Source organism: Phytohabitans kaempferiae, from assembly GCF_042433955.1.
GTDB classification, from domain to species: domain Bacteria; phylum Actinomycetota; class Actinomycetes; order Mycobacteriales; family Micromonosporaceae; genus Phytohabitans; species Phytohabitans kaempferiae.
In genome coordinates this window covers 135,390-156,744 of record NZ_JBHLUH010000068.1, presented here as the reverse complement: position 1 = coordinate 156,744, position 21,355 = coordinate 135,390, and the positions used below count along the sequence as shown (strand labels likewise).

14 protein-coding genes and 1 pseudogene are annotated in these 21,355 nt (G+C 73.1%); 9 read left to right on the top strand and 6 right to left on the bottom strand.

Going from position 1 to position 21,355, the window contains the following annotated elements; genetic code table 11:
* Positions 1 to 256: 256 nt before the first annotated feature.
* Positions 257 to 1,342 (top strand): hypothetical protein, encoded by a 1,086-nt coding sequence (locus ACFFIA_RS32050; RefSeq protein ID WP_377258069.1) that lies wholly within the window; start codon positions 257 to 259, stop codon positions 1,340 to 1,342.
* Here the strand turns inward: ACFFIA_RS32050 and ACFFIA_RS32045 are convergent.
* The 4 genes from ACFFIA_RS32045 to ACFFIA_RS32030 are packed head-to-tail and all read right to left on the bottom strand — an operon-like array spanning position 1,280 to position 4,705.
* Positions 1,280 to 1,897 carry a LutC/YkgG family protein gene (locus tag ACFFIA_RS32045; RefSeq protein WP_377258066.1) on the bottom strand — a complete coding sequence of 206 codons (618 nt, stop codon included), beginning with the start codon at positions 1,895 to 1,897 and terminating at the stop codon, positions 1,280 to 1,282. The two genes, ACFFIA_RS32050 and ACFFIA_RS32045, sit on opposite strands and share 63 nt — an antisense overlap.
* Entirely contained in the window at positions 1,894 to 3,345 is a 1,452-nt protein-coding gene (locus ACFFIA_RS32040) for a LutB/LldF family L-lactate oxidation iron-sulfur protein (RefSeq protein ID WP_377258063.1), read from the bottom strand. The genes ACFFIA_RS32045 and ACFFIA_RS32040 overlap by 4 nt, the downstream gene beginning before the upstream one ends.
* A complete protein-coding gene (locus ACFFIA_RS32035; protein ID WP_377258060.1) occupies positions 3,342 to 4,043 on the bottom strand; it encodes a (Fe-S)-binding protein in 702 nt (233 codons plus the stop codon). Before ACFFIA_RS32035 ends, ACFFIA_RS32040 begins: the two co-directional genes overlap by 4 nt.
* Positions 4,040 to 4,705, bottom strand: coding sequence for a GntR family transcriptional regulator (locus ACFFIA_RS32030; protein ID WP_377258176.1), 666 nt, complete (start codon positions 4,703 to 4,705; stop codon positions 4,040 to 4,042). Before ACFFIA_RS32030 ends, ACFFIA_RS32035 begins: the two co-directional genes overlap by 4 nt.
* A gap of 72 nt (positions 4,706 to 4,777) precedes the next feature.
* On the opposite strand from ACFFIA_RS32030, the gene ACFFIA_RS32025 reads away from it, so the two are divergent.
* The 3 genes from ACFFIA_RS32025 (at position 4,778) to ACFFIA_RS32015 (ending at position 9,506) form a co-directional block, all read left to right on the top strand.
* Positions 4,778 to 5,818 (top strand): lactonase family protein, encoded by a 1,041-nt coding sequence (locus ACFFIA_RS32025; protein WP_377258057.1) that lies wholly within the window; start codon positions 4,778 to 4,780, stop codon positions 5,816 to 5,818.
* 208 nt (positions 5,819 to 6,026) lie between these two features.
* Entirely contained in the window at positions 6,027 to 7,787 is a 1,761-nt protein-coding gene (locus tag ACFFIA_RS32020) for a substrate-binding domain-containing protein (RefSeq protein ID WP_377258173.1), read from the top strand.
* Positions 7,788 to 8,003: 216 nt separating this feature from the next.
* Positions 8,004 to 9,506 (top strand): sugar transferase, encoded by a 1,503-nt coding sequence (locus ACFFIA_RS32015; RefSeq protein ID WP_377258054.1) that lies wholly within the window; start codon positions 8,004 to 8,006, stop codon positions 9,504 to 9,506.
* A 93-nt stretch (positions 9,507 to 9,599) separates the two neighbouring features.
* On the opposite strand, the gene ACFFIA_RS32010 is transcribed toward ACFFIA_RS32015, so the two are convergent.
* Positions 9,600 to 10,835, bottom strand: coding sequence for an ROK family protein (locus tag ACFFIA_RS32010; RefSeq protein WP_377258051.1), 1,236 nt, complete (start codon positions 10,833 to 10,835; stop codon positions 9,600 to 9,602).
* 74 nt (positions 10,836 to 10,909) lie between these two features.
* On the opposite strand from ACFFIA_RS32010, the pseudogene ACFFIA_RS32005 reads away from it, so the two are divergent.
* The 5 genes and pseudogenes from ACFFIA_RS32005 to ACFFIA_RS31985 all read left to right on the top strand — a co-directional run.
* Positions 10,910 to 11,053 (top strand): annotated as a pseudogene (locus ACFFIA_RS32005) (xylose isomerase); the annotation flags it as partial.
* Positions 11,054 to 11,151: 98 nt separating this feature from the next.
* On the top strand, positions 11,152 to 12,549 hold the full coding sequence (xylB, locus tag ACFFIA_RS32000; RefSeq protein WP_377258048.1) for a xylulokinase: 1,398 nt from the start codon (positions 11,152 to 11,154) through the stop codon (positions 12,547 to 12,549).
* 43 nt (positions 12,550 to 12,592) lie between these two features.
* Entirely contained in the window at positions 12,593 to 16,810 is a 4,218-nt protein-coding gene (locus ACFFIA_RS31995; RefSeq protein ID WP_377258045.1) for a PDDEXK-like endonuclease domain-containing protein, read from the top strand.
* 53 nt (positions 16,811 to 16,863) lie between these two features.
* The gene (locus ACFFIA_RS31990) at positions 16,864 to 18,246 is read left to right on the top strand and encodes an ATP-binding protein (protein ID WP_377258042.1); all 1,383 of its coding nucleotides are present in this window, start codon (positions 16,864 to 16,866) and stop codon (positions 18,244 to 18,246) included.
* 45 nt (positions 18,247 to 18,291) lie between these two features.
* Positions 18,292 to 19,713: an MFS transporter gene (locus ACFFIA_RS31985; RefSeq protein WP_377258039.1), complete on the top strand. Its 1,422-nt coding sequence runs from the start codon at positions 18,292 to 18,294 to the stop codon at positions 19,711 to 19,713.
* Here the strand turns inward: ACFFIA_RS31985 and ACFFIA_RS31980 are convergent.
* Positions 19,691 to 21,352: a glycoside hydrolase family 13 protein gene (locus tag ACFFIA_RS31980; RefSeq protein ID WP_377258036.1), complete on the bottom strand. Its 1,662-nt coding sequence runs from the start codon at positions 21,350 to 21,352 to the stop codon at positions 19,691 to 19,693. The two genes, ACFFIA_RS31985 and ACFFIA_RS31980, sit on opposite strands and share 23 nt — an antisense overlap.
* Between the last annotated feature and the right edge of the window lie 3 nt (positions 21,353 to 21,355).

Genomic DNA, 21,355 nt, shown 5'->3' with positions numbered 1-21,355 from the left:
CCGTTTTGTACCTGTCGCGAAGATCACGCCGGCCCGTTTTCGACCGTGACCGGCACCGTGGATTCGACCAAGATCGGAAGAACTATTTGTTGCCTCCGCCAAGCTCCGCTTGCTGATCGAACCTTTTTTGAATTTTCCTTGCAGTTCGAGTGCGCCAGGTAAAGCGCATCGGTCGAAAGGGCTCGATGCCACGCCGCCGTACCGCAAATCACGTATTCGGACGGTAGGTGGGCCGTAACTTTCCGCTGTGGGAAAGGTGAGGGATCGCGCGCCGGACGAGTGGGACTGCGTCGTGTTCATGGCGGTCGTGGAGGCTGGCACACGGCAGCGGGCCGTGCGGTTGCTCGCCGACCGGTACGACGAATACATCACCGTCGAGGGCGTGCGCACCATCCTCCTGAAGATCAACAGGTGGCTGGGGCGCCCCGCCCTGCGCGAGGGGGTGGGCCCGCGCGGCAAGGCCGAGCTGACCGTGCGCGGCCGCCGCTTCCAGCGCTTCTGTGAGCGGGTCCGCAGCCTGTACCAGGACGAGCGCGGCCGCCTCGCCGAGTCCGACGTGACCCGGCTGGTCTGCCTCCCGCACCACGCCACGATCGTCAAGACGCTGTACGTCGAGACGCTCGCCCAGCATCCGCCCGGCGAGGAGAAGGTCGGCATCGAGGAGCTTCAGCAGAGCGACCGCGGCAACGAATCCTTCTTCGACCAGGCGTTCTGGCCGCTCACCACCGGCACGTACCACCTCGCGATCGGCCAGCCGCCGCCCGCCGAGTATCGCGACGAACTCCAGTCCGACCTGCTGTACGAGTCGCAACTGGAGGTGCTGGTGCCGGCCGACCATCCGGGCGACACGATGCCGCTGGCCGAGTTCGTACGCAGCATGTCGCACATCCCGCCGAAGGACTCGCGCGCCCGCCTGCTGCTGGAGGAGCGGATCGCCGCGTGCCCGATCGACGACCCGGGGGAGGAGCGGCGCGTGGCGAGCGAGACGTACGAGATCGGGAGCGTCATCGAACGCGTCGCGCTGCTGCACGAGTGTGGCCTGCCCAGCCCGCTCGTACTCGCCCCGTCCGACATCGCGCTCATCTACAAGCCGGGCATGCGTTTCGGCGGGGCGGGCGTGGAGCACTCGAAGTGGGTACCGCTGCACCACGAGGGCGAGCGGCTCACGCTGGAGGTGCACGTGACGACCGCCAACCCGCGCCCCAACCACCTGCGCCCGATCGTCGCGCTGCTCAAGAAGATCTGCGCCGACCAGCCCCGCCTGCGCGGCGAGGTGACCTCAATTCATCACCACGACGACGTCGAGCCGCCGCGGCCCGTGTACGCCCTCGACCCGGTTTAGCTCGATGTCGCTGGTCGCCGAGGGTCCGGAGACCAGCGTGAGCGGGCGCGTGGGGTCGGCGAGGCGGGCCAGCGCCTCCGGCACGCCGCCCACGATCTGTTTGCTTTGGACGACGCACAGGTGGTGGTCGGGGACGAGCGTGAGCGCGCGGCGCCCCTGGTCGGGGCCGGCGTCGAGGATCAGCGTGCCGGTGCGGGCGACCGCCACGGCACATCCGGTCAGTACGGCGACCCCCGGCGCGTCGAGGTCGGCCACCGCGAGCGGCCGCGGCTCACCGTCCCGCAGGACCGTTCCGTGGTACGCCGCCAGCCACGCCCCCGGGACGCCGGCCGGTGTGACGACGGCGGATGCCCCGCTCAGCAGCTCACCGATCGAACCGGCGAGCCCGTCGGGCCCGCACAGCCACACGGTCGCCCGGTAGTCCCTCAGCCGGTCGACGAGCAGCTCCACGAGGTCGCCGTCGGCGTCGACCGTCCGATACTTCCGGGGCACCTCCACCGGCGTTGCCGGCCGCGCCGCCCGTACCCGCCGCAACACCTCATCCCGCGCGCTCATGACTCCTGCCCCCGTTCTCGGGCCCACCACTCGCGGAAGGTCTGCTTCGCCGGCAGCGGAGCGTCCCGTGTGGACGTCCATTTCGACAGCGGCCACGGCAGGTGCCGTACGCTCCCGCGCGAGCCGGCGACCCACCGCACCGGAGCGGCTCCGCGGCGGGCGGCGCGCAGCGCGGCGGCGTACCGGCGGCGGTCGCGCATGGCCCACGAGAGCGCGCGCATCGCGGCCCGCTCGGCGGGCGGATGCGGGCCGGTCTGGCGCAGGTGCACGAGCACCTCGGGGATGTTGATCCGCACCGGGCAGGCGTCGTAGCAGGCGCCGCAGAGCGTGGAGGCGTAGGGCAGCGTGCGGTTGGCGCCCTCGCCGCTCATCTGCGGGGAGAGGATCGCGCCGATCGGTCCCGGATAGACCGAGCCGTACGCGTGGCCGCCGACCCGCTCGTACACGGGGCAGACGTTGAGGCACGCGGAGCAGCGGATGCACCGCAGCGCCTGCCGCCCCACGTCGTCGGCGAGGGTCTCGGTGCGGCCGTTGTCGACCAGGACGATGTGGACGGTCTGCGGGCCGTCGCCGGGCGTGACACCGGTCCACAGCGACGTGTACGGGTTCATCCGCTCGCCGGTCGAGGAGCGCGGCAGCAGTTGCAGGAAGACCTCGAGGTCGCGGAACGTCGGCAGGATCTTCTCGATGCCCACCACCGAGATCAGGGTCTCCGGGAGGGTGAGGCACATCCGGCCGTTCCCCTCCGACTCGACCACGACGAGCGTGCCCGACTCGGCGACGGCGAAGTTGGCACCGGAGATGGCGACCCGCGCGGAGAGGAACTTGGCCCGCAGGTGCCGCCGTGCCGCCTCGGCCAGCGCGGGCGGGTCGTCGGTGACCGCGGCGAGGCCGTTGCGGGCGAAGATGTCGCGGATCTGCGAGCGGTTGTAGTGGATCGCCGGCACCAGGATGTGCGAGGGCGTGTCGTCGGCGAGCTGCACGATCAGTTCGGCGAGGTCGGTCTCCACGGCGGAGATGCCGGCCGCCTCCAGCGCCTCGTTGAGCCCGATCTCCTGCGTGGCCATCGACTTCACCTTGACGACCTCGGTGGTGCCGGTGCCGCGCACCAGCTCCGTGACCACCGTGCACGCCTCGGCCGCGTCGCGCGCCCAGTGCACGGTGGCGCCGGCGGCGGTGGCGGCCGCCTCGAAGCGCTCCAGCAGCTCGGGCAGGCGGGCCAGCACGTCGTCCTTGATGGCCGCGCCGGCGTGGCGCAGCGCTTCCCAGTCCGGCACCTCGCCGACCACGCGCAGCCGCTTGTCGCGGATGGTGTGGGTCGCCTTGCGCAGGTTGATCCGGAGCTGCGCGTCGCCCAACTCCTGGCGCGCGGCCGTGGGAAACGGCAGCCGCGCCACGATGTTGCCCCCGCCACTCCTGCCTCGGCCGCCCCTGCCCCGGCTGCTCATGCCCGCGTCGCCAGGATCTCGGCGTAGTGGATCGGCTTGGCCGGCCCGCCCGCCCGGGAGAGCCCGCCGCCGATGTGGGCCAGGCAGGAGTTGTCGACCGCCGCGACGTACTCGGCGCCGGTGTCCACGATGGACCTGCATTTGTCGGCGAGCATCGCGCCCGATACGCCGGCGTTCTTCACCGCGAACGTGCCGCCGAAGCCGCAGCACTCCTCCGCGCCGGGCAGGTCGAGCAGCTCCAGCCCGCGCACCGCGCCGAGAAGCTGCCGTGGCCGGTCGCCGAGACGGAGCATGCGCAGGCCATGGCAGGTGGGGTGGTACGTGACCCGGTGCGGGAAGGTGGCGCCCACGTCGGTCACGCCCAGCACGTCGACGAGCAGTTCGGACAGCTCGTACGTGCGGGCCGCCACCTCGGCGGCGTCCGGCAGGAGCTTCGGGTACCAGTCGCGGACCATCGCCACGCACGAGCCGGAGGGGCAGACGATCGCGTCGTACCCGTCGAAGGTCTTGGCGAAGTTGGCCACCAGTGGGAGTGCCTCCTCGCGGTAGCCGCTGTTGGCGTGCATCTGGCCGCAGCACCCCTGCTCGACCGGGAAGTCGACGGTGTGCCCGAGCCGCTCCAGCACCTGCACGACGGCGCGTCCGGTGCCGGGGAAGACCAGGTCGTTGACGCACGTGACGAAGAGCGCGACTTTCATGTGGACCTCCCGAAGTAGGGGAGATGCCGCTCCCGGGCGGCGGTGATGTGCGCGCGCATGGCCGAGGCCGCGCGGTCAGGGTCGCCCGCCGCGATCGCGTCGACCACGCGGTGGTGCTCCTCCGCGCTGATGCCGTAGTGCGCCGGCGGGAAGTGCAGCCGGAAGAGGTGGAGGTGCGAGCGGAGCCGCACGACCGCCTCGTGGAGCATGTGGTTGCCGGAGAGCTCCGCGACGAGGTGGTGGAAGCGGGCGTCCTGCGCGGTGAACGCGGCGATCCCCGCGTATCCCTCCGCCTCGGGCTGGGGGTCGGGGAGGGCGGCCTCGGCGCGGAGCCGGTCGGCGCCGGAGGCCGTGATCACCGTGGCGGCGTGGCTGGCCGCCGGCGGCTCGAGGATCAGGCGCATCTGCACCAGCTCCTCGAACTCGGCGCGGGTGAGCAGCGGCGCCGCCGTGTATCCGGCCAGCGGTCGCTTGCGGACCAGCCCGTCGGCCTCCAGCCGCGCGAGCGCCTCGCGCACCGGGGTCGGCGAGACCTCGAGCTGGCGGGCGAGGGCGTCGATGTTGATGCGGGCGCCCGGTGCGACGGCGTGGTCCATGATGAGTGCCTGCACCGACACGTAGACGTCTTCGGTGAGCGTCAGTCGCCGCGCCGGCTTCATCATCGCCACGATCGTGGATCCTATACGATTCCAAGACGCTGGATCCAGTGGTCGGCGGTCTGGTTGGATCGGAGCGTGACCGGACTCCTCTACATCGGGTGCTACACGCCGGAGATGGGCGGTGAGGGGGCCGGCATCACCGCGGTGCGGCGCGATCCCGCCACCGGCCGGCTCGACTCGCTCGGCGTCGTGGCGCACACGCTCTCTCCCTCGTTTCTCGCCTGGCATCCGACGCTCCCGGTGCTGTACGCGGTAAGCGAGGTCGACGAGGGCGGCGTCAGCGCCTGGGCCGTGGCGGGGGAGACCGACCTGCGCCCGCTCGGCAGCGGTTCGACCGGCGGCGCGCATCCGTGTCACCTCGCCGTCGCCCCCGGTGGGCGATACCTCGTGAGCGCCAACTACTCCAGCGGCAGCGTGGCCGTGCACCGGCTCGGTGACGACGGCGCGCTGGGCGAGCGCACCGACCTGCTGGTGCACGAGGGCGCCGGCCCCGACCCCAAGCGGCAGGAGCGGGCGCACGCGCACATGGTCTCCCCCGACCCCGGCGGCGGCCCGATCCTCGTGGTGGACCTGGGCACCGACGCCGTCTACCGGTACGAGCTGGAGGCCGCCACGGGTCGCCTCGTGCCGGCCGGGCCGCGCATCCAGGTGCACGCCGGCTCGGGCCCCCGGCACATCGCCCGCCACCCCGACGGCCGGCACGCCTACCTGGTCGGCGAGCTGGACGCGACCGTGACGGCATACGACCTCGACGGCGCCAGCGGCGTGCTGCGCGAGCGCGGGCGGGTCGCCACGAGCCGGCTCAGCGGCGCGCAGCCCTCCGAGGTCGCGGTCCGCCCCGACGGCCGCTTCCTCTACGTCGCCAACCGGGGCACCGACACGATCTCGACGTTCTCACTCGACGGAGACCTCCCCGCTCACCTCGCCGAGGTGGCCACGGGAGGGCAGTGGCCGAGGCATTTCGCGGCGGTGGGTGAGCACCTGTACGTGGCCAACGAGCGCTCGCACGCCGTCGTCGGCTTCCATCTCGACCGCGATTCCGGCATACCGCAAGAGCCGGGAAGTGCACTGCAACTGCCCAGCCCAACGTGCGTTTTGCCGGCTAAGTCCTTATAAGCCTATATCGCCAATGAATAGCGCCCCTTGAGCGATGAGGGATTGGGGGCGGTATATGGGGATTTCTCAAAACTGTCCGGCGTTGAATTGCTACTTGATGTAACGGGATATCCGGCAGAAGGTCGCTCATCTGTAACTTTCGGCCGAACGTACCTGGCAACACGCAGGCGGCGTCAGCAGGATTGGGACCGTGTCAGGCCGCCATCGCATGCGCAGCAACTATCGCGGAGCAGGCGCCATCGCCGTCGCGATGGCGCTTGTCGTCGTCGTGGGCGGCTCCTGGTTCGGCTACCGGGAGCTGGCCGGCTCGCGGTGCACCGGCGAGGTCAAGCTTGCCCTCGCCGCCTCGCCCGAGATCGCACCGGCTGTGCGTTCCCGGCTCGACGGCTGGCGGGCGGAGGGCGGCTCGGCCGGCGGCACCTGCGTGGTCGTCGACGTCAGCGAGGTCAACTCGGTCGACGTGGCCGCCGTGATCGCCGCGCGGCACAGCGTGGGGCTGGCCGGCGTGGGCAGCGCCAACGGCACGCTCGAGGCGCCCGACGTGTGGGTGCCCGACTCCTCGACCTGGCTGGTGCGGCTCCGCACGGTGGCGCCCGGTTTCACGCCCGCCGACGGCGGTTCGATCGCGCGCAGCCCGGTGGTCGCCGCGATCCCCGAGCCGCTCGCCGAAAGCCTCGGCTGGCCCGACAAGGAGGTCGGCTGGGCCGACCTGCTCAAGCAGATCACCACCGGCACCGGCCTGCGCACCGGCATCGTCGAGCCGACGCGCGACGCGGCCGGCCTCTCCGGGCTCCTCTCGCTCGCCGCGGCCACCGGCTCGGGCGGCAACCCGCAGGCGCAGACCGCCGCGCTGCGGTCGCTGGCGATCGGCCGCTCGGCGCTCCGCGACGACCTCGTCGCCAAGTTCCCGCAGGCCGCCGACGCCGCCTCGCTCGCCTCCGGGCTCAACGTGGCGCCGCTGTCGGAGGAAGACGTCATCGCGTACAACGCGAAGAAGCCGCCGGTGCCGCTCGCCGCGCTCTACGTGGAGCCGACGCCGGCGCCGCTCGACTATCCGTTCGCGATCATGCCAGGCGTCGACGCGGTCAAGGTCGAGGCGGCCGAGGCGGTGCACGACGCGCTCGATACCGCCGCGTTCCGCGACCGGCTGGGCGCGCAAGGGCTCCGCTCGCCCGACGGCACCTGGGGTTCCGGCTTCACGGCCCCGACCGGCGCGCCCAGCCCGGCGGGCGGCCCGCCGTCCGCGACCCCCGGCGCCGGTGGCAAGGCCGCCGGCGACCTCGACCCGGCGGCGCTCGACCGCTCGCTCGCCACGTGGACCGCGGTCACCGCGCCCGGCCGCATGCTCGCTGTGATGGACATCTCCGGCTCGATGCTGGAGCGCGTGCCGGAGGCCGGCAACGCCACGCGGATGGCGGTCACGCTCGCGGCCGCCCAGTCCGGGCTCAACCTCTTCGACGACTCGTGGGCGCTGGGGCTCTGGACGTTCTCCACCGACCTCGGCGGCGGCAAGGACTGGCGCGAGCTGGTGCCGATCGGCCCACTGAGCAGCAACCGTGTCGGCCCACTGAGCAGCAACCGTGGCCAGGCGCTCGCCGCGCTGAAGGCGATCACGCCCAAGCCGGACGGCGACACCGGGCTGTACGACACGATGCTCGCCGCCTACAAAGAGGTCCAGGAGGGCTGGGCGGCCGACCGGGTCAACTCGATCGTGATGTTCACCGACGGTAAGAACGACGACGACAACGGGATCACCGAGCAGGCGCTGCTGGCGCAGTTGAAGGATCTCGCCGACCCGCGGCGTCCGGTCCAGGTGATCATTTTGGGTATCGGTGACGGTGTCGACGAGGCTCAGCTCAATCGGATCACGGAGGTCACGGGCGGTGGCGTATTCGTCACCAAGGACCCGACGAAGATCGGCGACATTTTCCTCAAAGCGCTTGCCCTGCGGCCGGCAGCACCTCGTTGACCAGCGGATATACGTCATGTGGGCAATTGGCTACCTTGCGTGCATGTACGTTCGGCTGGTTGGTGGCAATGAACTGACAGTTTTTTGTCGAAAGCGCTTGTGCGATGCTGGCGTAGGTCAAGATGTCCTGGTGCTCCGGCGCCGCCGGTCCCGATCTTGGGCCCGGCGCTTGCCGTGATAAGCACATGGTCGACTTGACAAGCTGGGGGAGGGCTGGTGACGTCGGCAACTCTCCTGACGCGTCCGGTGGGGGTCTCGACCGAGGCGGGCGCGACGGGCGCTCTGCTGCGATCGCGGCTTCGCACGTACGAGCGAGTGTTGATGGTGCTCGATCTCGCCATCATCTCCCTCGCCGTGCTCGCCGGATACTTCGGGCGCTTCAACTGGGTGGTCGAGCCCTTCGGCGGGGGTGAGCCGATCGGCTCGCAGATCCCCTACGCCGTGGTAGGCCCGGCCCTCGTGCTGGTGTGGCTCGGCTCACTCAAGTTGCAGCGCTGCTACGACGACCGTGTGCTCGGCTACGGCGCCGACGAGTACCGCCGGGTCACCTCGGCGAGCCTGCGCCTGGCCGGCGCGATCGCGATCGCCGGCTACATCGCCAACGTCGGCGTCGCCCGCGGCTTCCTCGCCCTGACGTTCGCCACCGGCACGGTGGGCCTGCTCGCCGGGCGATACGCGGCCCGCAAGTGGCTGCACCGGGCCCGCGTCCGGGGCACCGGCTGGTCCCGCCGCGTGCTGGTGGTCGGCGACGCCCCGCACGTGCTGGAGCTGGTGCACACGCTGCGCCGCGAGCCCTACGCGGGCTACCGGGTCGTCGGCGCCTGCATCCCCGACGCGCTGCTCGCGCCGGTGCCGCAGCGGCTGGGCGACGTGCCGGTGGTCGGTTCGTTCCGTAGCATCCTCGAGTCGGCCCGCGCGGCGGGCGTCGACACGGTCGCGGTGACCGCCTCCGGCGAGCTGACCGCGGCCCGCCTGCGCCGGCTCGGCTGGCAGATGGAGGGCACCGGCATCGACCTGGTGCTGGCGCCCGCGCTCACCGACGTCGCCGGCCCGCGGATCCACACGCGCCCGGTCGCCGGTCTGCCGCTGATCCACGTGGAGGCACCCGAGTTCCGCGGCACTCGCAAGATCGTCAAGGGCTTCGTCGACCGGTTCACCGCGATCGTCGGGCTGACCATCGCGCTGCCCGTGTTGATCGTGATCGCCATCGCGATCAAGCTGGACAGCAAGGGCCCGGTCATCTTCCGGCAGAAGCGGGTCGGCCAGGGCGGTCGCGAGTTCGGCGTCTACAAGTTCCGCACGATGGTGGTCAACGCCGACGAGATGCTGGCCAAGCTGGCCGCGAGCAACGAGCACGACGGCCTGCTCTTCAAGATGCGCAAGGACCCCCGGGTCACGCGCGTGGGTCGGATCCTCCGCAAGTACTCGCTGGACGAGCTGCCCCAGCTGCTCAACGTGCTGGTCGGCCACATGAGCCTGGTCGGGCCGCGCCCACCGCTCCCCTCCGAGGTGGCGCGCTACGACGGCGACATCGCCCGGCGCCTGCTGGTCAAGCCGGGCATCACCGGTCTGTGGCAGGTCAGCGGCCGCTCCGACCTCTCCTGGGAAGACGGCCTCCGGCTCGACCTGTACTACGTGGAAAACTGGTCGCTCGCCACCGACGTCGTGATCATGTGGAAGACCATCGGCGCGGTGATGGCGAGCCGAGGTGCCTACTAGCCCTTCGGCCGCGCCGCTTCGGGCACGGCGCCTCGCCCTCAGCCAGCCTCGCGCCGGCGGCGGGCGGACCCAGCCTGGGAGCCGGGGCGTGCGTCAGGTCGCGACGCGGGCCAGCCAGCGGGCCGGATGGTCGTGGATGGCCCGCACCACCATGCCGGCCGCGCCCATGACCGCCGCGTCGCCGCCGAGCAGCGAGGGGCGTACCTCCACCGGTGACCACGCCGCGGTCAGCACACGCTGGCCGATCTCCGCCCGCACCGCCGGGCCGAGCCACTCGGCGAGCGGCGCGTAGATCCCGCCGAGCACGACCGCCTCGACGTCGAGCAGGTTGACCACGCCGGCCACGGCCACGCCGAGCGCCGCCCCCGCCTCGGCGAGTGCCGCCAGCACCACGCTCTCCCCGGCCTCGGCCCGCGGCCGCAGGTCGTCGGTGCCGCCCACGCCGGCCGCGCGGAGGATCGCCTCCTGGCCGGAGTACTGCTCCAGGCAGCCGCGCGCACCGCACCGGCAGGCCGGGCCGTCCGGGCGTACCGCCACGTGGCCCAGCTCGCCGCTCCAGCCGCGGGCGCCCCGGAAGAGCGCGCCCTGCAGCACGATGCCCGCGCCGATGCCGACCTCGCCGGAGACGTAGAGGAAGCTGGCCGGGCCGGTCGGGCCCGCGTGCAACTCGCCGAGCGCGGCGAGGTTGGCCTCGTTGTCGACCGTCACCGGCAGCCCGTCGAGCGCGTCGAGCCCATCCGGTACGTCGACGTCGCGCCAGCCCAGGTTGGGGGCGAGGCGGACCAGCCCGGCGGGGGTGACCAGACCGGGTACGGCCACCGCCGCGCCGGCCACCGTCAGCCCCTGCCGCTCGGCGTGTGCGCGGGCGTCGGCGGCGAGCCCGGCGACCTCGGCGAGCACCTGGTCGGGGCGGCCGGGGCGCTGGTCGGCCCGGCGTACCTCCCGGTGTCGCACGCCGCCGGCCAGGTCGACCACGCAGGCCGCGAGGTAGTCCACATTGATCTCCAGGCCGAGGCCGGCGGGACCGTCGGCGGAGAGCACCAGCCCGGCGGCGGGCCGCCCCGCTCCCGCGCGCGGCGCGGGCCCCACCTCGGTCAGCAGGCCGCCTGCGATCAGGTCGTCCACCAGCGCGGAGACCGTCGCGCGGGTGAGGCTGGTGGCCGCGGCGATGTCGGCTCGGGACGGCGGGCGGGCGACCTCACCTTCCAGCTCCTGTCGCGGGCCGGCGAGGCGACGACCGGACCTGGACGACCAACTCGCGGCCTGGCGCAGCACCAGCCCGAGGTTGTGCTCGCGCAGCGAAGCCTGGCGTACCGGCCCGTCCGTCATGCCCTTGACAGTGCCACAGCGGGGACAAATAATTCAACCGCTGAACAAATCGCGGATGTCACCTGGAGGTCGATGTGTCTGCCCAGCCCGCCCGCGCCGACAAGTTCTCATTCGGCCTCTGGCCGGTGGGGTGGCAGGCCCGCGATCCCTTCGGTGACGCCACTCGCACGCCTCTCGACCCCATCGAGGGCGAGCCGGTGGCCGACCGCGGCGCGTGGGAAGACCTCGACGCCAAGGAGGCGCGGGGCTACCACCTCGTCCGGCTCGACCAGCTCGCCGCCGAGCACGCGCTCGGCGCTCGCTGAGGGCGGCCGGCGTGCTTGTCGCGGGAGTCGACTCGTCGACGCAGTCGTGCAAGGTGGTGATCCGAGACGCGGAGACCGGCGCGTTCGTCCGTGAGGGGCGCGCCAGCCATCCGGATGGCACCGAGGTCGACCCGGTCGCCTGGTGGGCGGCGCTCAGCGCGGCGATCACCGCCGCCGGCGGCCTGGACGACGTGGCGGCCGCCTCCGTGGCCGGGCAGCAGCACGGCATGGTCTGCCTCGACGCGGCCGGCGAGGTGGTGCGCCCCGCCCTGCTGTGGAATGACACGCGTTCCGCCGGCGCCGCCGCCGAGCTGGTCGAGGAGCTGGGCGGTGGGCAGGCGTGGGCGGACGCGGTCGGGCTGGTGCCGGTGGCCTCGTTCACCATCACCAAGCTGCGCTGGCTGGCCAGCAACGAGCCGGCCAACGCCGAGCGCACCGCCGCCGTCTGCCTGCCGCACGACTGGCTGACCTGGAAGCTGGCCGGTGCGGGGGGCCTCGACACGCTCCGCACCGACCGCAGCGACGCCAGCGGCACCGGCTACTGGTCCACGCCCGCCGGGGAGTATCGGCCCGACCTGCTCCGGCACGCCTTCGGGCGGGAGCCGCTCGTGCCGGAGGTGCTCGGCCCGACCGGCATCGCCGGCCACCTGCCCAACGGGGCGCCGCTCGGCCCGGGCGCGGGCGACAACGCGGCAGCGGCACTCGGGGCGGGCGCCCGCCCCGGCGACGTACTGGTCTCGATCGGCACCTCGGGCACGGCGTTCAGCGTCGCCGAGTCGCCGGCCGCCGACCCGAGCGGCACGGTGGCCGGGTTCGCCGACACCACCGGGCGCTTCCTGCCGCTGGTCGCCACGCTCAACGCGGCCCGCGTGCTCGACGCGGTCGGCGCGCTGCTCGGCGTCGACCACACCGAGCTCTCCCTGCTGGCGTTGAGCGCGCCGCCGGGGGCGGACGGGCTCTCCCTCGTGCCGTACCTGGAGGGCGAGCGCACCCCCAACCGTCCGAAGTCGACCGGCGCGCTGCACGGCCTGACGCTCGCCACCTCCACTCCGGCGCACCTGGCCCGGGCGGCGGTGGAGGGGATGCTGTGCGCGCTGGCCGACGGTCTCGACGCGTTGGTGAGCCAGGGCGCGGTGGTCAACCGGGTGATCCTGGTCGGCGGCGGTGCCCGCTCCGAGGCCGTACGCCGGATCGCGCCCGAGGTCTTCGGCGCCCCGGTCGTCGTCCCCCCACCGGGGGAGTACGTGGCCGACGGCGCCGCCCGCCAGGCCGCCTGGGTCGCGCTCGGCGGAGACGAGCCGCCCGCGTGGTCCGGCGGCGAGGTCGAGGGGTACGAGGCCAAGGGCGTGCCGGCCATCCGCGAGCGATACGCGGAGGCACGCGAACACGTGATCGATCGAACCGGTTGATCGACGCGCGATCCGGTGCGGCCGCGGGTTACCGTCGAGGTCTATGACCGCACCGCAGGGCGACACGGAGCAGACCGCTGGCGGCGACTCGCCGCCAGCGGTGCACGCTCGCGCGGTCGCGCTGACCGAGTACCTGCTGGCCGTCCGCGCCCTGCTGGAAAAGCCGGTGCGGGCGGTGCCGGCGGTCGACGCGTACTGGCAGGACGACCTGCCCGCCCATGTCGAGTGCGGGGTCGGCCCGTTCAAGCCGGGCGGGAGCTGGCTGCGGGTCGGCCGCCCCGATCCGCCCGACCCGCCCTCGATCCCCACGCCGCTGCTGCGCCACCTGGTCTGGGATCTCTCCACGACGTCGCCGCCCACCATCGGTGAGGTCACGCCCGAAGTGGAGGCCGCCTTCACCGAGTGGCGCGACGGGCGGTGGGAGCCGTGGGCCCGCGAGCACCAGCTCGCCGAGGTGGCCCGGCGGCTGCACGACCGCCTCTACGACCTGCGCTACCGGGTCGACATCGACGCGGCCCGGGTCGAGCTGGTCTGGGGCCACCTGGTGCTGCGCCACCGCGAGATCCACTATCCGCTGCTGGCCACGCCGGTCGCGATCGAGTACGACCCGGAGACCACCACCGTCTCGGTGACCCCGCAGGGCCCGCCGCGCATCCAGGCCGACGCGCTCGGTGACCTCGACGGGCGGCGGGTCGCCGACCTGCTCGACCTCGGCGGCACCGGCGGGCAGGTCGACATCGACCCGTGGGACGCGGCGGAGCGGCTCGACTTCGCCCGCCGGGCCACGCGGCGGCTGGGGCTCGAGCCGGACACGGTCGTCGACACGGGCGTCCTCTTCGTACGGCCGCGCCAGCGCATGGTCCGCCGTTTCCTCGAGGTGCTCCGGGAGCGCCTGACCAGCGGGAGCACGGAGGTGGGCGCGCTGGCCGGCGTACTCGCCCACGAGCCCAGCCGCCTCCGCATGCCCGACGACGACCCGGAGGCGTGGGCGCGCACCAGCGAGCGGCTGCTGATGCCGATGGCCACCAACGACGCGCAGGAGTCGATCGCCCGGCGGCTGGCCGCCCACCGCAACGTCGCCGTGCAGGGCCCGCCCGGCACCGGCAAGACGCACACCATCCGCAACCTCATCTGCCACCTGGTCGCGCACGGCAAGCGCGTGCTGGTGCTCGCGCAGAAGGAAGACCCGCTGCGCGTACTCCGCGACGGGCTGCCCGAGGAGATCCAGCCGCTCTGCCTGGCCGTGCTGGGGCGCTCGGCCGACCAGCTCGTGCAGCTCCAGGTCGCGGCCCGCGAGCTGGCCGACCGTGCTGCCACATTGGACAGTGAGGCGGAAGGCGCGTGGGTGCGGCGGCTGCTCGCCGACGTCGCGGCGGCCGAGGAGGCGTTCGCCGACGCCCGCACCGAGCTGCTGGCGGCGGCCGAGCGGGAGGCCCGCCACTTCGCCGGTCGCAGCGCCGGCGAGGTGGGCGAGTGGCTGCGCCGCAACGAGGCCGACGCGCTCGTGCCCGACCCGATCACCCCCGGCACGCCGTCGCCGCTCGAAGCCGCCGAGTTCGCCGTACTCGCCGATCTCGCGCGGCGGCTGACCGCCGCGGACCGCGCCGCCGCGCTCGGACCCCTGCCCGCCGAGGGCCAGCTGCCGACCGGAGAGGCGGTCGCCGCGCGAAGAGACGCGCTGCGCGACGCGCGCAAGGTGGTCGACGCGCTGCGCGACCGCGGCATGGACATAGAAGGGGTACGGGCCAGCGGGTCCCCGGTCGTCGACGAGTTGGCCGCGGCCCTGCGCGGGGCCTCCGACGAGCTGACCCGCCGCGAGGGAAGCTGGACCGACCGGCTCGGCCAGCTCATCCGCGACCCGAGCTGGCGCGCCGTGTGGGACGGCCACGTGAGCGCCTGCCAGCAGGTGCTGGGCGAGTTGGGGCAGCGCACCGCGTTCGTGGCCGGTCGCCGGATCGCGATCCCCGAGCCGTACGCGGCCCAGCCCCGGCGTCTGCTCACGTTGCTCTCCGAGATCCGCGCGCGGTACGCCGCCGGCAAGGCCATCCGCCGCCTCACGCACGGTGAGCTGGCCCGCGTGGTGGCCGAGGTACAGGTCGACGGCGAGCCGCTGCGCACCGCCGACGACGTCGATCTCGTGGTGGCCTCGGTGGAGCGCGAGCAGTTGCGGCAGCGGCTGGCCGCGCGGTGGGACGAGTGGCGTACGCGCCTCGACGCGCCGGTGCCGAGCGACGCGCCCGAGCCGGAGCTGTGGGCCGGCCGGCTGCTCTCCTCGGCCGTCGCGGCCCTGGAGTGGGAGAGCCACCGCTGGCCGGAGCTGCACGCCACGCTGGTCACGGTCTTCCCGCGCTGCCCCCGCGACGTCGACGCGCGGCAGATCGCCGAGCTGGCCGGCGCGGTCGAGGCGGCCGGCAATGTCTTCGTCGCCGACCGGATCGACGCCGAGCGCACCGCGATGGCCGGCTGGCTGCGCCGCTTCGCCCCCGAGTCGCCGCAGATCCAGGCGCTGGCCGCGGCGTGGGACCGCGACGACCTGGCCGGCTGGGACGCGGCGCTGGCCGAGATCCGTCGACTGTGGACACTGCGGCCGGATGCCACGCGGTACGCCGCCCTGCACGCCCGCCTCGCCGCCGCCGCGCCACAGTGGGCGGCCGCGGTCGATGCCGGCGCGGCCGACTTCGACGGCGCCGGCGCGCTGCGGGCCTGGCAGTGGCGGCAGGCACAGACCTGGTTCGACGAGGTGGTGGGCGACGTCGACGGCGCCGACCTGGGGCGCCGGCTGGAGCGGGCGCGCGACCAGACCCGCCGCCTCACCGCCGACCTCGTGGTCACCTCGGCGTGGCTGGAGGTGGCGCTCGCCCTCGACGACCGGCGCAAGGCCGCCCTCGCCGACTGGACCGCGGCGCTCCGCAAGATCGGCAAGGGCACCGGCAAGAGCGCGGCGCACTGGCAGGCGGCCGCCCAGCGGGCCATGTCCGAGGCGGTCACCGCCGTGCCCGTCTGGATCATGTCGATCGACCGGGCGCTGGAGCAGTTCCCCGGCCACGCGCCGATCTTCGACGTGGTGATCGTCGATGAGGCGTCGCAGGCCGACCTCTTCGCACTGCCGGTGCTCACGCTCGCCCGCCGCGCGGTGGTCGTCGGCGACGACCAGCAGATCGGGCCGCAGCTCGTCGGCGTACCCACCGACCGGGTCAACGCGCTTGTCGCGACCCACCTGCACCCCGCGGGCGTGCCGTCGGCCGAGCACTTCGACACCGAGAGCAGCCTGTACGACCACGCCGTACGCCGCTCGCCCCAGCGCATCCTGCTCACCGAGCACTTCCGCAGCGTCCCCGAGATCATCGGCTTCTCCAGCGGCGCCTACTACGACGGCAAGATCCAGCCGCTCCGCGCCGCGCACAGCGGGCTCGACCGCTCGCTGGTCGCCGTACACGTGCCGGCGGGCCGGCGGGTCACGCTCCCCGAGTACGGCGAGGTCAACGTCGCCGAGGCGGAGGCGCTGGTGGCCCGCGTGGCGGCGATCGTGGCCGACCCCTCGTACACCGGTCGCACGCTCGGCGTGGTGAGCCTCCTGTCCGGCAGCGGCCAGGCGGCTTACCTCCAGCACCGGCTGCGCGAGGAGATCGGCCCGGACGAGCTGGAGCGGCGCGAGTTGCGGGTCGGCGACCCGTACACGTTCCAGGGCGACGAGCGCGACGTGGTGCTCGCCTCGATGGTCGTATCGGCGGCCGACGGCACGATCGGCGCCTTCACCAAGCGCGACTTCCACCGCCGCGTCAACGTCGCCGCCTCCCGCGCCCGCGACCAGATGTGGCTCTTCCACTCGGCCAACGTCGCCGACCTGCACCGCGACGACGCCCGGGCCGCCCTGCTCGCGTACGTCCAGCGCCCGCCCGCGCCACCGGAGGTCGGCGGCGAGCCGGTGACCGACTTCCAGCGCGCGGTGCACCGCCGCCTCACCGCGGCCGGCCTGCGGGCGGTGCCCCAGTTCCGGATCGGCACCTTCAAGGTCGACTTCATGGTCGCCGCCCCCGACGGCCGGCGCCTGGCGATCGAGTGCGACGGCGACAGCTACCACGGCGCCGAGGCGTTCGCCCACGACCTCCGCCGCCAGGCCATCCTCGAGCGGGTCGGCAACTGCGTCTTCGTACGCCTGCGGGCCAGCGTCTTCCACCGCGACCCGGAGGCCGCCATGCGCCCGATCTGGGACCGCGCCGAGGAAGTCGGCCTCGTCGTGACGGCGCCAGACCATAAGTAGGCTACCTACTACAAGCAGTTTGTACTACAAATAGTTTGTAGTACCGTGAGCTGGTGAAGCTGGTCGGGCGGCGGCAGGAGCTGAGTGAGCTGGCAGCCGCGTGGGAGCGGGCGGCTGACGGGAGTCCTCAGCTCGCGGTCGTCTGGGGGCGCCGGCGGGTCGGCAAGACCTTCCTGCTGACCCGCTTCGCCCAGGGCAAGCGGGCGGTCTACTTCACCGCTACCCGGCAGGACAGCGAGGATCGGCAGCTCCGGCGCTTCGCCGAGCGGGTGCGTGAGCAGCTTGGCGAGGATGTGCGCGACCTGGTGCCGGAGTCGTTCGCCGATTGGGAGGCCGCGCTGCGGTTCGCCGTGCGGCTGGCCGACCGCGAGCCGCTGCTGCTCGTCATCGACGAGGCGCCGCGCCTGACGAGTGGCCGCTCCGACTTCGCCGACGTCGTCTCCGCGGTGTGGGAAAACCGCGTGCGCGACCAGCGGCTGATGCTGGTGCTCTCCGGGTCGGCCGTGGCCGTGATGGAGGAGATGCTCGGCCCGCACGGCGGCCTGCACCGTCGCGCCACTGTGGAGCGCCGGATGGACCCGTTCTCGCTTGTCGAGGCGCGCGCGTTCCAGCCCGACCTGCCGCCCGCCGAGTTCGTCGAGGCATACGCGGCGTGCGGCGGCTATCCACTGCACCTCGGGCGCTGGTCTGCCGAGCGCGACATGGAGGAAAACCTCGCCGAGCTCGCGTTCACGCCGGGGGCCCTGCTCCTGCGGGACGCGCCGGACATCCTCTCCGAGGACCTCGACTGGCGGGGCGGCTACGAGCGAGTGCTCACCGCGATGGCCGGTGGAGCCCGCCGCCGGTCCCGGATCGCCGGGCGTGCCCAGCAGCGCATCGACTACACGCTCGACCGCTTGCGCCGCGCCGGCTATGTCCGGGCGGTCCGCGCGATCGGCGACCATGGCTCCGCCGACCCGATGTACGAGATCGCCGACGACTACCTCGCCTACTGGTTCGCGGTGCTGCGCGACGACGCCGATCTCGTCGAGGGCGGGCAGGGCGCGGCGGTGTGGCGGCGCACGATCGGGCGCTGGCAGACCCACGTCGGCAAGGTGTTCGAGGGGGCGGCGCGAGCGCATGCCCAGCGCCTGGTCAGCACCGGCGAGCTGCCGCCGGAGGCGATCGTCGGCCGGTGGTGGCGGGACGAGACCGTCGAGATCGACGTGCTCGCGCTCCGCGACGACGAGCCGGTGCTGGTGGGCGAGGCTCGGTGGCAGGCGAAGCCGCTGACCGAGCGCGACCTGACCGACCTGCGGCGCAAGGCGGCGCACCTGCCGCGAGCGGAGGCGCCGCTGTTCGCGTTCTGGTCCCGGGGCGGGCGGGCCGACGCGCTGCGGGACCATCCGGACGTCCGCCTGTTCGGCGCGGCGGACATCCTCGATGATCCCGCCTGACCGGTGCGACCGCTTCGTTATCTGGCCCTGGTTGGGTTGCCGGTCATGAGCAGCGGCGGGCGGGGACACCGCATCTACACCGTGGTGGTCTTCGTCGTCCTCGCCTCGCTCGACAACGTCGCGATCGGGCTGGTGCCGCCGCTCTACGGGAGCATCAGCGACGCGTTCGACGTGCCCGAGGGCGCGATCGGCGTCGTCACCGCGGTCACGTTTCTGGTCAGCGCGGTCGCCGCCGTCGGCTGGGCGTACACGGGGGACCGGCACCACCGCAAGCCGCTGCTCATGGTGGGCACGCTGCTGTGGGCGGCGGGTACGGCGGGCACCGCGTTGAGCCCTGGCTACGTCCTCTTCTTCGCCGCCCAGATCATCGCCGCGATCGGGCTGGGCGCGGTCGCCTCGGTCGGGTTCTCCGTGGTCAGCGACCTCATCGCGCCGCGTCGCCGGGGGCTGGTGATGAGCTTCTGGGGGCTGTCGCAGGGCATCGGCACGCTCGCCGGCACGCTGGTGGGCGGGCTGCTCGGGCGCAGCGACTGGCGGGTTCCGTTCCTGGTGCTCACGGCGGTGGGGCTGGCCGCGACGCTGGCCTACGTCTTCACGTACGACGTGCGGCGCGGGCAGAGCGACCGCGAACTGGCCGGCGTGCTCGCCCACGGCGGGGAGTACGACTACCGGATCAGCCGCGCCGACCTGCCCCGCATCCTCGGCCGGCGGACCAACGTCTGGCTGGTGATGCAGGGGCTGACCGCGCAGGTGGCGTTCGGGTCGTTGGTGTGGCTGCCGGTGCTCTTCCGGGAGCGGGCGGAAGACCAGGGCTACAGCGCCGAGACCGCGATCGTGGTGGGGAGCATCTTCGCCACGATGTTCCAGCTCGGCGGGGGCTTCTCGATCATCGGCGGGCTGGTCGGCGACCGGTTGCAGCGGCGTACCCCACGAGGGCGGGCGATGGTCGCGGCGGTGGGCATCCTGGCGGCCGTACCGCTGTATCTCGTGCTCTTCTTCGTGCCCATCAAGATCGATGTGCCCGACGGCGCCGGTGCCGGCGCGGTGATCCGGGCCGTGCTCGCCAGCGTGGTGACCGAGCCGACCGTGGGGCTGAGCCTGCTGGTGGCGCTGGTCGCGCTGGCGCTCACGTCGGCCAACTCGCCCAACTGGTTCGCGCTCATCGCCGACGTCAACCCGCCCGAGCACCGCGGCACCGTCTACAGCCTGGGCAACCTGACCAACGGAGTGGGCCGGGCGGTCGGCAACGGGCTGGCCGGCGTGGCCTTCCGGGCACTCCAGGCACCGCTGCCGCCACCGCTCAACTACGCGGTGGGGCTGGCGGCGTTCCAACTCTTCTTCATCCCCACCGGGCTGATGTACTGGCGGGCCTCCCGCAGCTCGCCGGCGGACATCGCCGCCGTGCACGCGCTGCTGGAGGCCCGCGCGGAGCGGAGCCGGCCGGCTACACCTCAGCCCACACCGTGACGTCGGTGGGGACCAGGCCGTCGGGTCGGAGCGGCTCGCTGCTGATCATCGGGCGGGCGCCCTCGGGCAGCGACGCCGGCGTCTCGCCGAAGTTGGTCAGCACGTAGACGTCGCCGTTGCGGAACGCCAGCACGCTGTCAGGCCCCTCGGCCCACTCCAGCCGGCCCAGACCGAGCTGGCGCTGGGCGCGCAGGCGCAGCGCGGACCGGTACATCTCGTACGTGGAGCCGGGCACACCGCGCTGCCGGTCGAGCGCGAACTCGGCGTAGATCTCCGGCTGCGGCAGCCAGGTCGCGCTGGTCGGGCCGAAGCCGAACGACGGCGCCTCGCTCTGCCACGGGATCGGTACGCGGCAGCCGTCGCGCCCCTTCTGCTCGCCACCGGTACGCCGGAAGGTCGGGTCCTGCCGCGCCTCGTCGGGCATCGTGGTGTGCTCGGGCAGCCCCAGCTCCTCCCCTTGGTAGAGGTAGGCCGAGCCGGGCAGCGCGAGCATGAGCAGCGTGGCCGCCCGCGCCCGGCGCAGGCCGAGCTGGCTGTCGGGCTGCGGGTCGCCGGCGCCGATGCCGCGCGGGCGCACCGAGCCGACCGGCAGGCCGAGCCGTGACGCGTGCCGGATGACGTCGTGGTTGGACAGGACCCACGTGGTCGTCGCGCCGACCGAGCCGTTGGCTTCCAGCGACCGGTCGATCACCGCGTACTGCGCGGCGGCGGTCCAGGACGCCTCCAGGTACTCGAAGTTGAACGCCTGGTGCATCTCGTCGGGGCGTACGTACGCCGCGAGCCGCTCGGCCGGTGCGACCCACGCCTCGGCGACGAGGACGCGCTCGCCCGGGTACTCCTCCAGGACCTGCCGCCAGTCGCGGTAGACGTCGTGTACGCCGTCCTGGTCCCACATCGGCGGGCGGATGCCCTCGGTGCCGGGGCCGGAGAGCGGCTCGACCGGGTAGTGCCAGTCGGCGAGGTCGGCCTGCTTGATCAGGCCGTGCGCCACGTCGACCCGGAAGCCGTCGACCCCGCGGTCGAGCCAGAAGCGCAGGATGTCGCGGAACTCGGCGCGCACCTCGGGGTGGTCCCAGTTGAGGTCGGGCTGGCCGGCGTCGAACAGATGCAGGTACCACTCGCCGTCGGGCACCTGGGTCCAGGCCGGGCCGCCGAACGTGCTCTCCCAGTTGTTGGGCTTGTGCGGCCGGAAGATGTAGCGGGCCCGCTCTGGGCTGCCGGGGCCGGCGGCGAGCGCCTCCTTGAACCAGGGGTGCTCGCTTGAGGTGTGGTTGGGCACCAGGTCGACGATGACCCGCAGGCCGCGCTCGCGGGCCGCGGTGAAGAGCTTGTCGGCGTCGTCGAGGCTGCCGAATATGGGATCGACGTCTCGGTAGTTGGACACGTCGTAGCCGGCGTCCGCCTGCGGCGAGGGATAGAAGGGCGAGAGCCACACCGCGTCGACGCCGAGTTCGACCAGGTGGTCGAGGCGTGCCGTGATGCCGGGCAGATCGCCGATGCCGTCGCCGTCGGCGTCGGCAAAAGAGCGCGGATAGATCTGGTAGATGACCGCGTTACGCCACCAGTCTGGGGTGCGGGGCCCCCGGGTAGACGTGGAGCGCAGCGGAGCGTCTTCTTGGGGTGCGGTCCGCTCAGGCATTGT

Bases quoted from the DNA above. Each gene is read 5' to 3' on its own strand.
- ACFFIA_RS32045 (WP_377258066.1), bottom strand. From the start codon at position 1,897: ATGAGCGCGCGGGATGAGGTGTTGCGGCGGGTACGGGCGGCGCGGCCG.
- ACFFIA_RS32040 (WP_377258063.1), bottom strand. From the start codon at position 3,345: ATGAGCAGCCGGGGCAGGGGCGGCCGAGGCAGGAGTGGCGGGGGCAAC.
- ACFFIA_RS32035 (WP_377258060.1), bottom strand. From the start codon at position 4,043: ATGAAAGTCGCGCTCTTCGTCACGTGCGTCAACGACCTGGTCTTCCCC.
- ACFFIA_RS32030 (WP_377258176.1), bottom strand. From the start codon at position 4,705: ATGATGAAGCCGGCGCGGCGACTGACGCTCACCGAAGACGTCTACGTG.
- ACFFIA_RS32020 (WP_377258173.1), top strand. From the start codon at position 6,027: ATGCGCAGCAACTATCGCGGAGCAGGCGCCATCGCCGTCGCGATGGCG.
- ACFFIA_RS32010 (WP_377258051.1), bottom strand. From the start codon at position 10,835: ATGACGGACGGGCCGGTACGCCAGGCTTCGCTGCGCGAGCACAACCTC.
- ACFFIA_RS31995 (WP_377258045.1), top strand. From the start codon at position 12,593: ATGACCGCACCGCAGGGCGACACGGAGCAGACCGCTGGCGGCGACTCG.
- ACFFIA_RS31985 (WP_377258039.1), top strand. From the start codon at position 18,292: ATGAGCAGCGGCGGGCGGGGACACCGCATCTACACCGTGGTGGTCTTC.
- ACFFIA_RS31980 (WP_377258036.1), bottom strand. From the start codon at position 21,352: ATGCCTGAGCGGACCGCACCCCAAGAAGACGCTCCGCTGCGCTCCACG.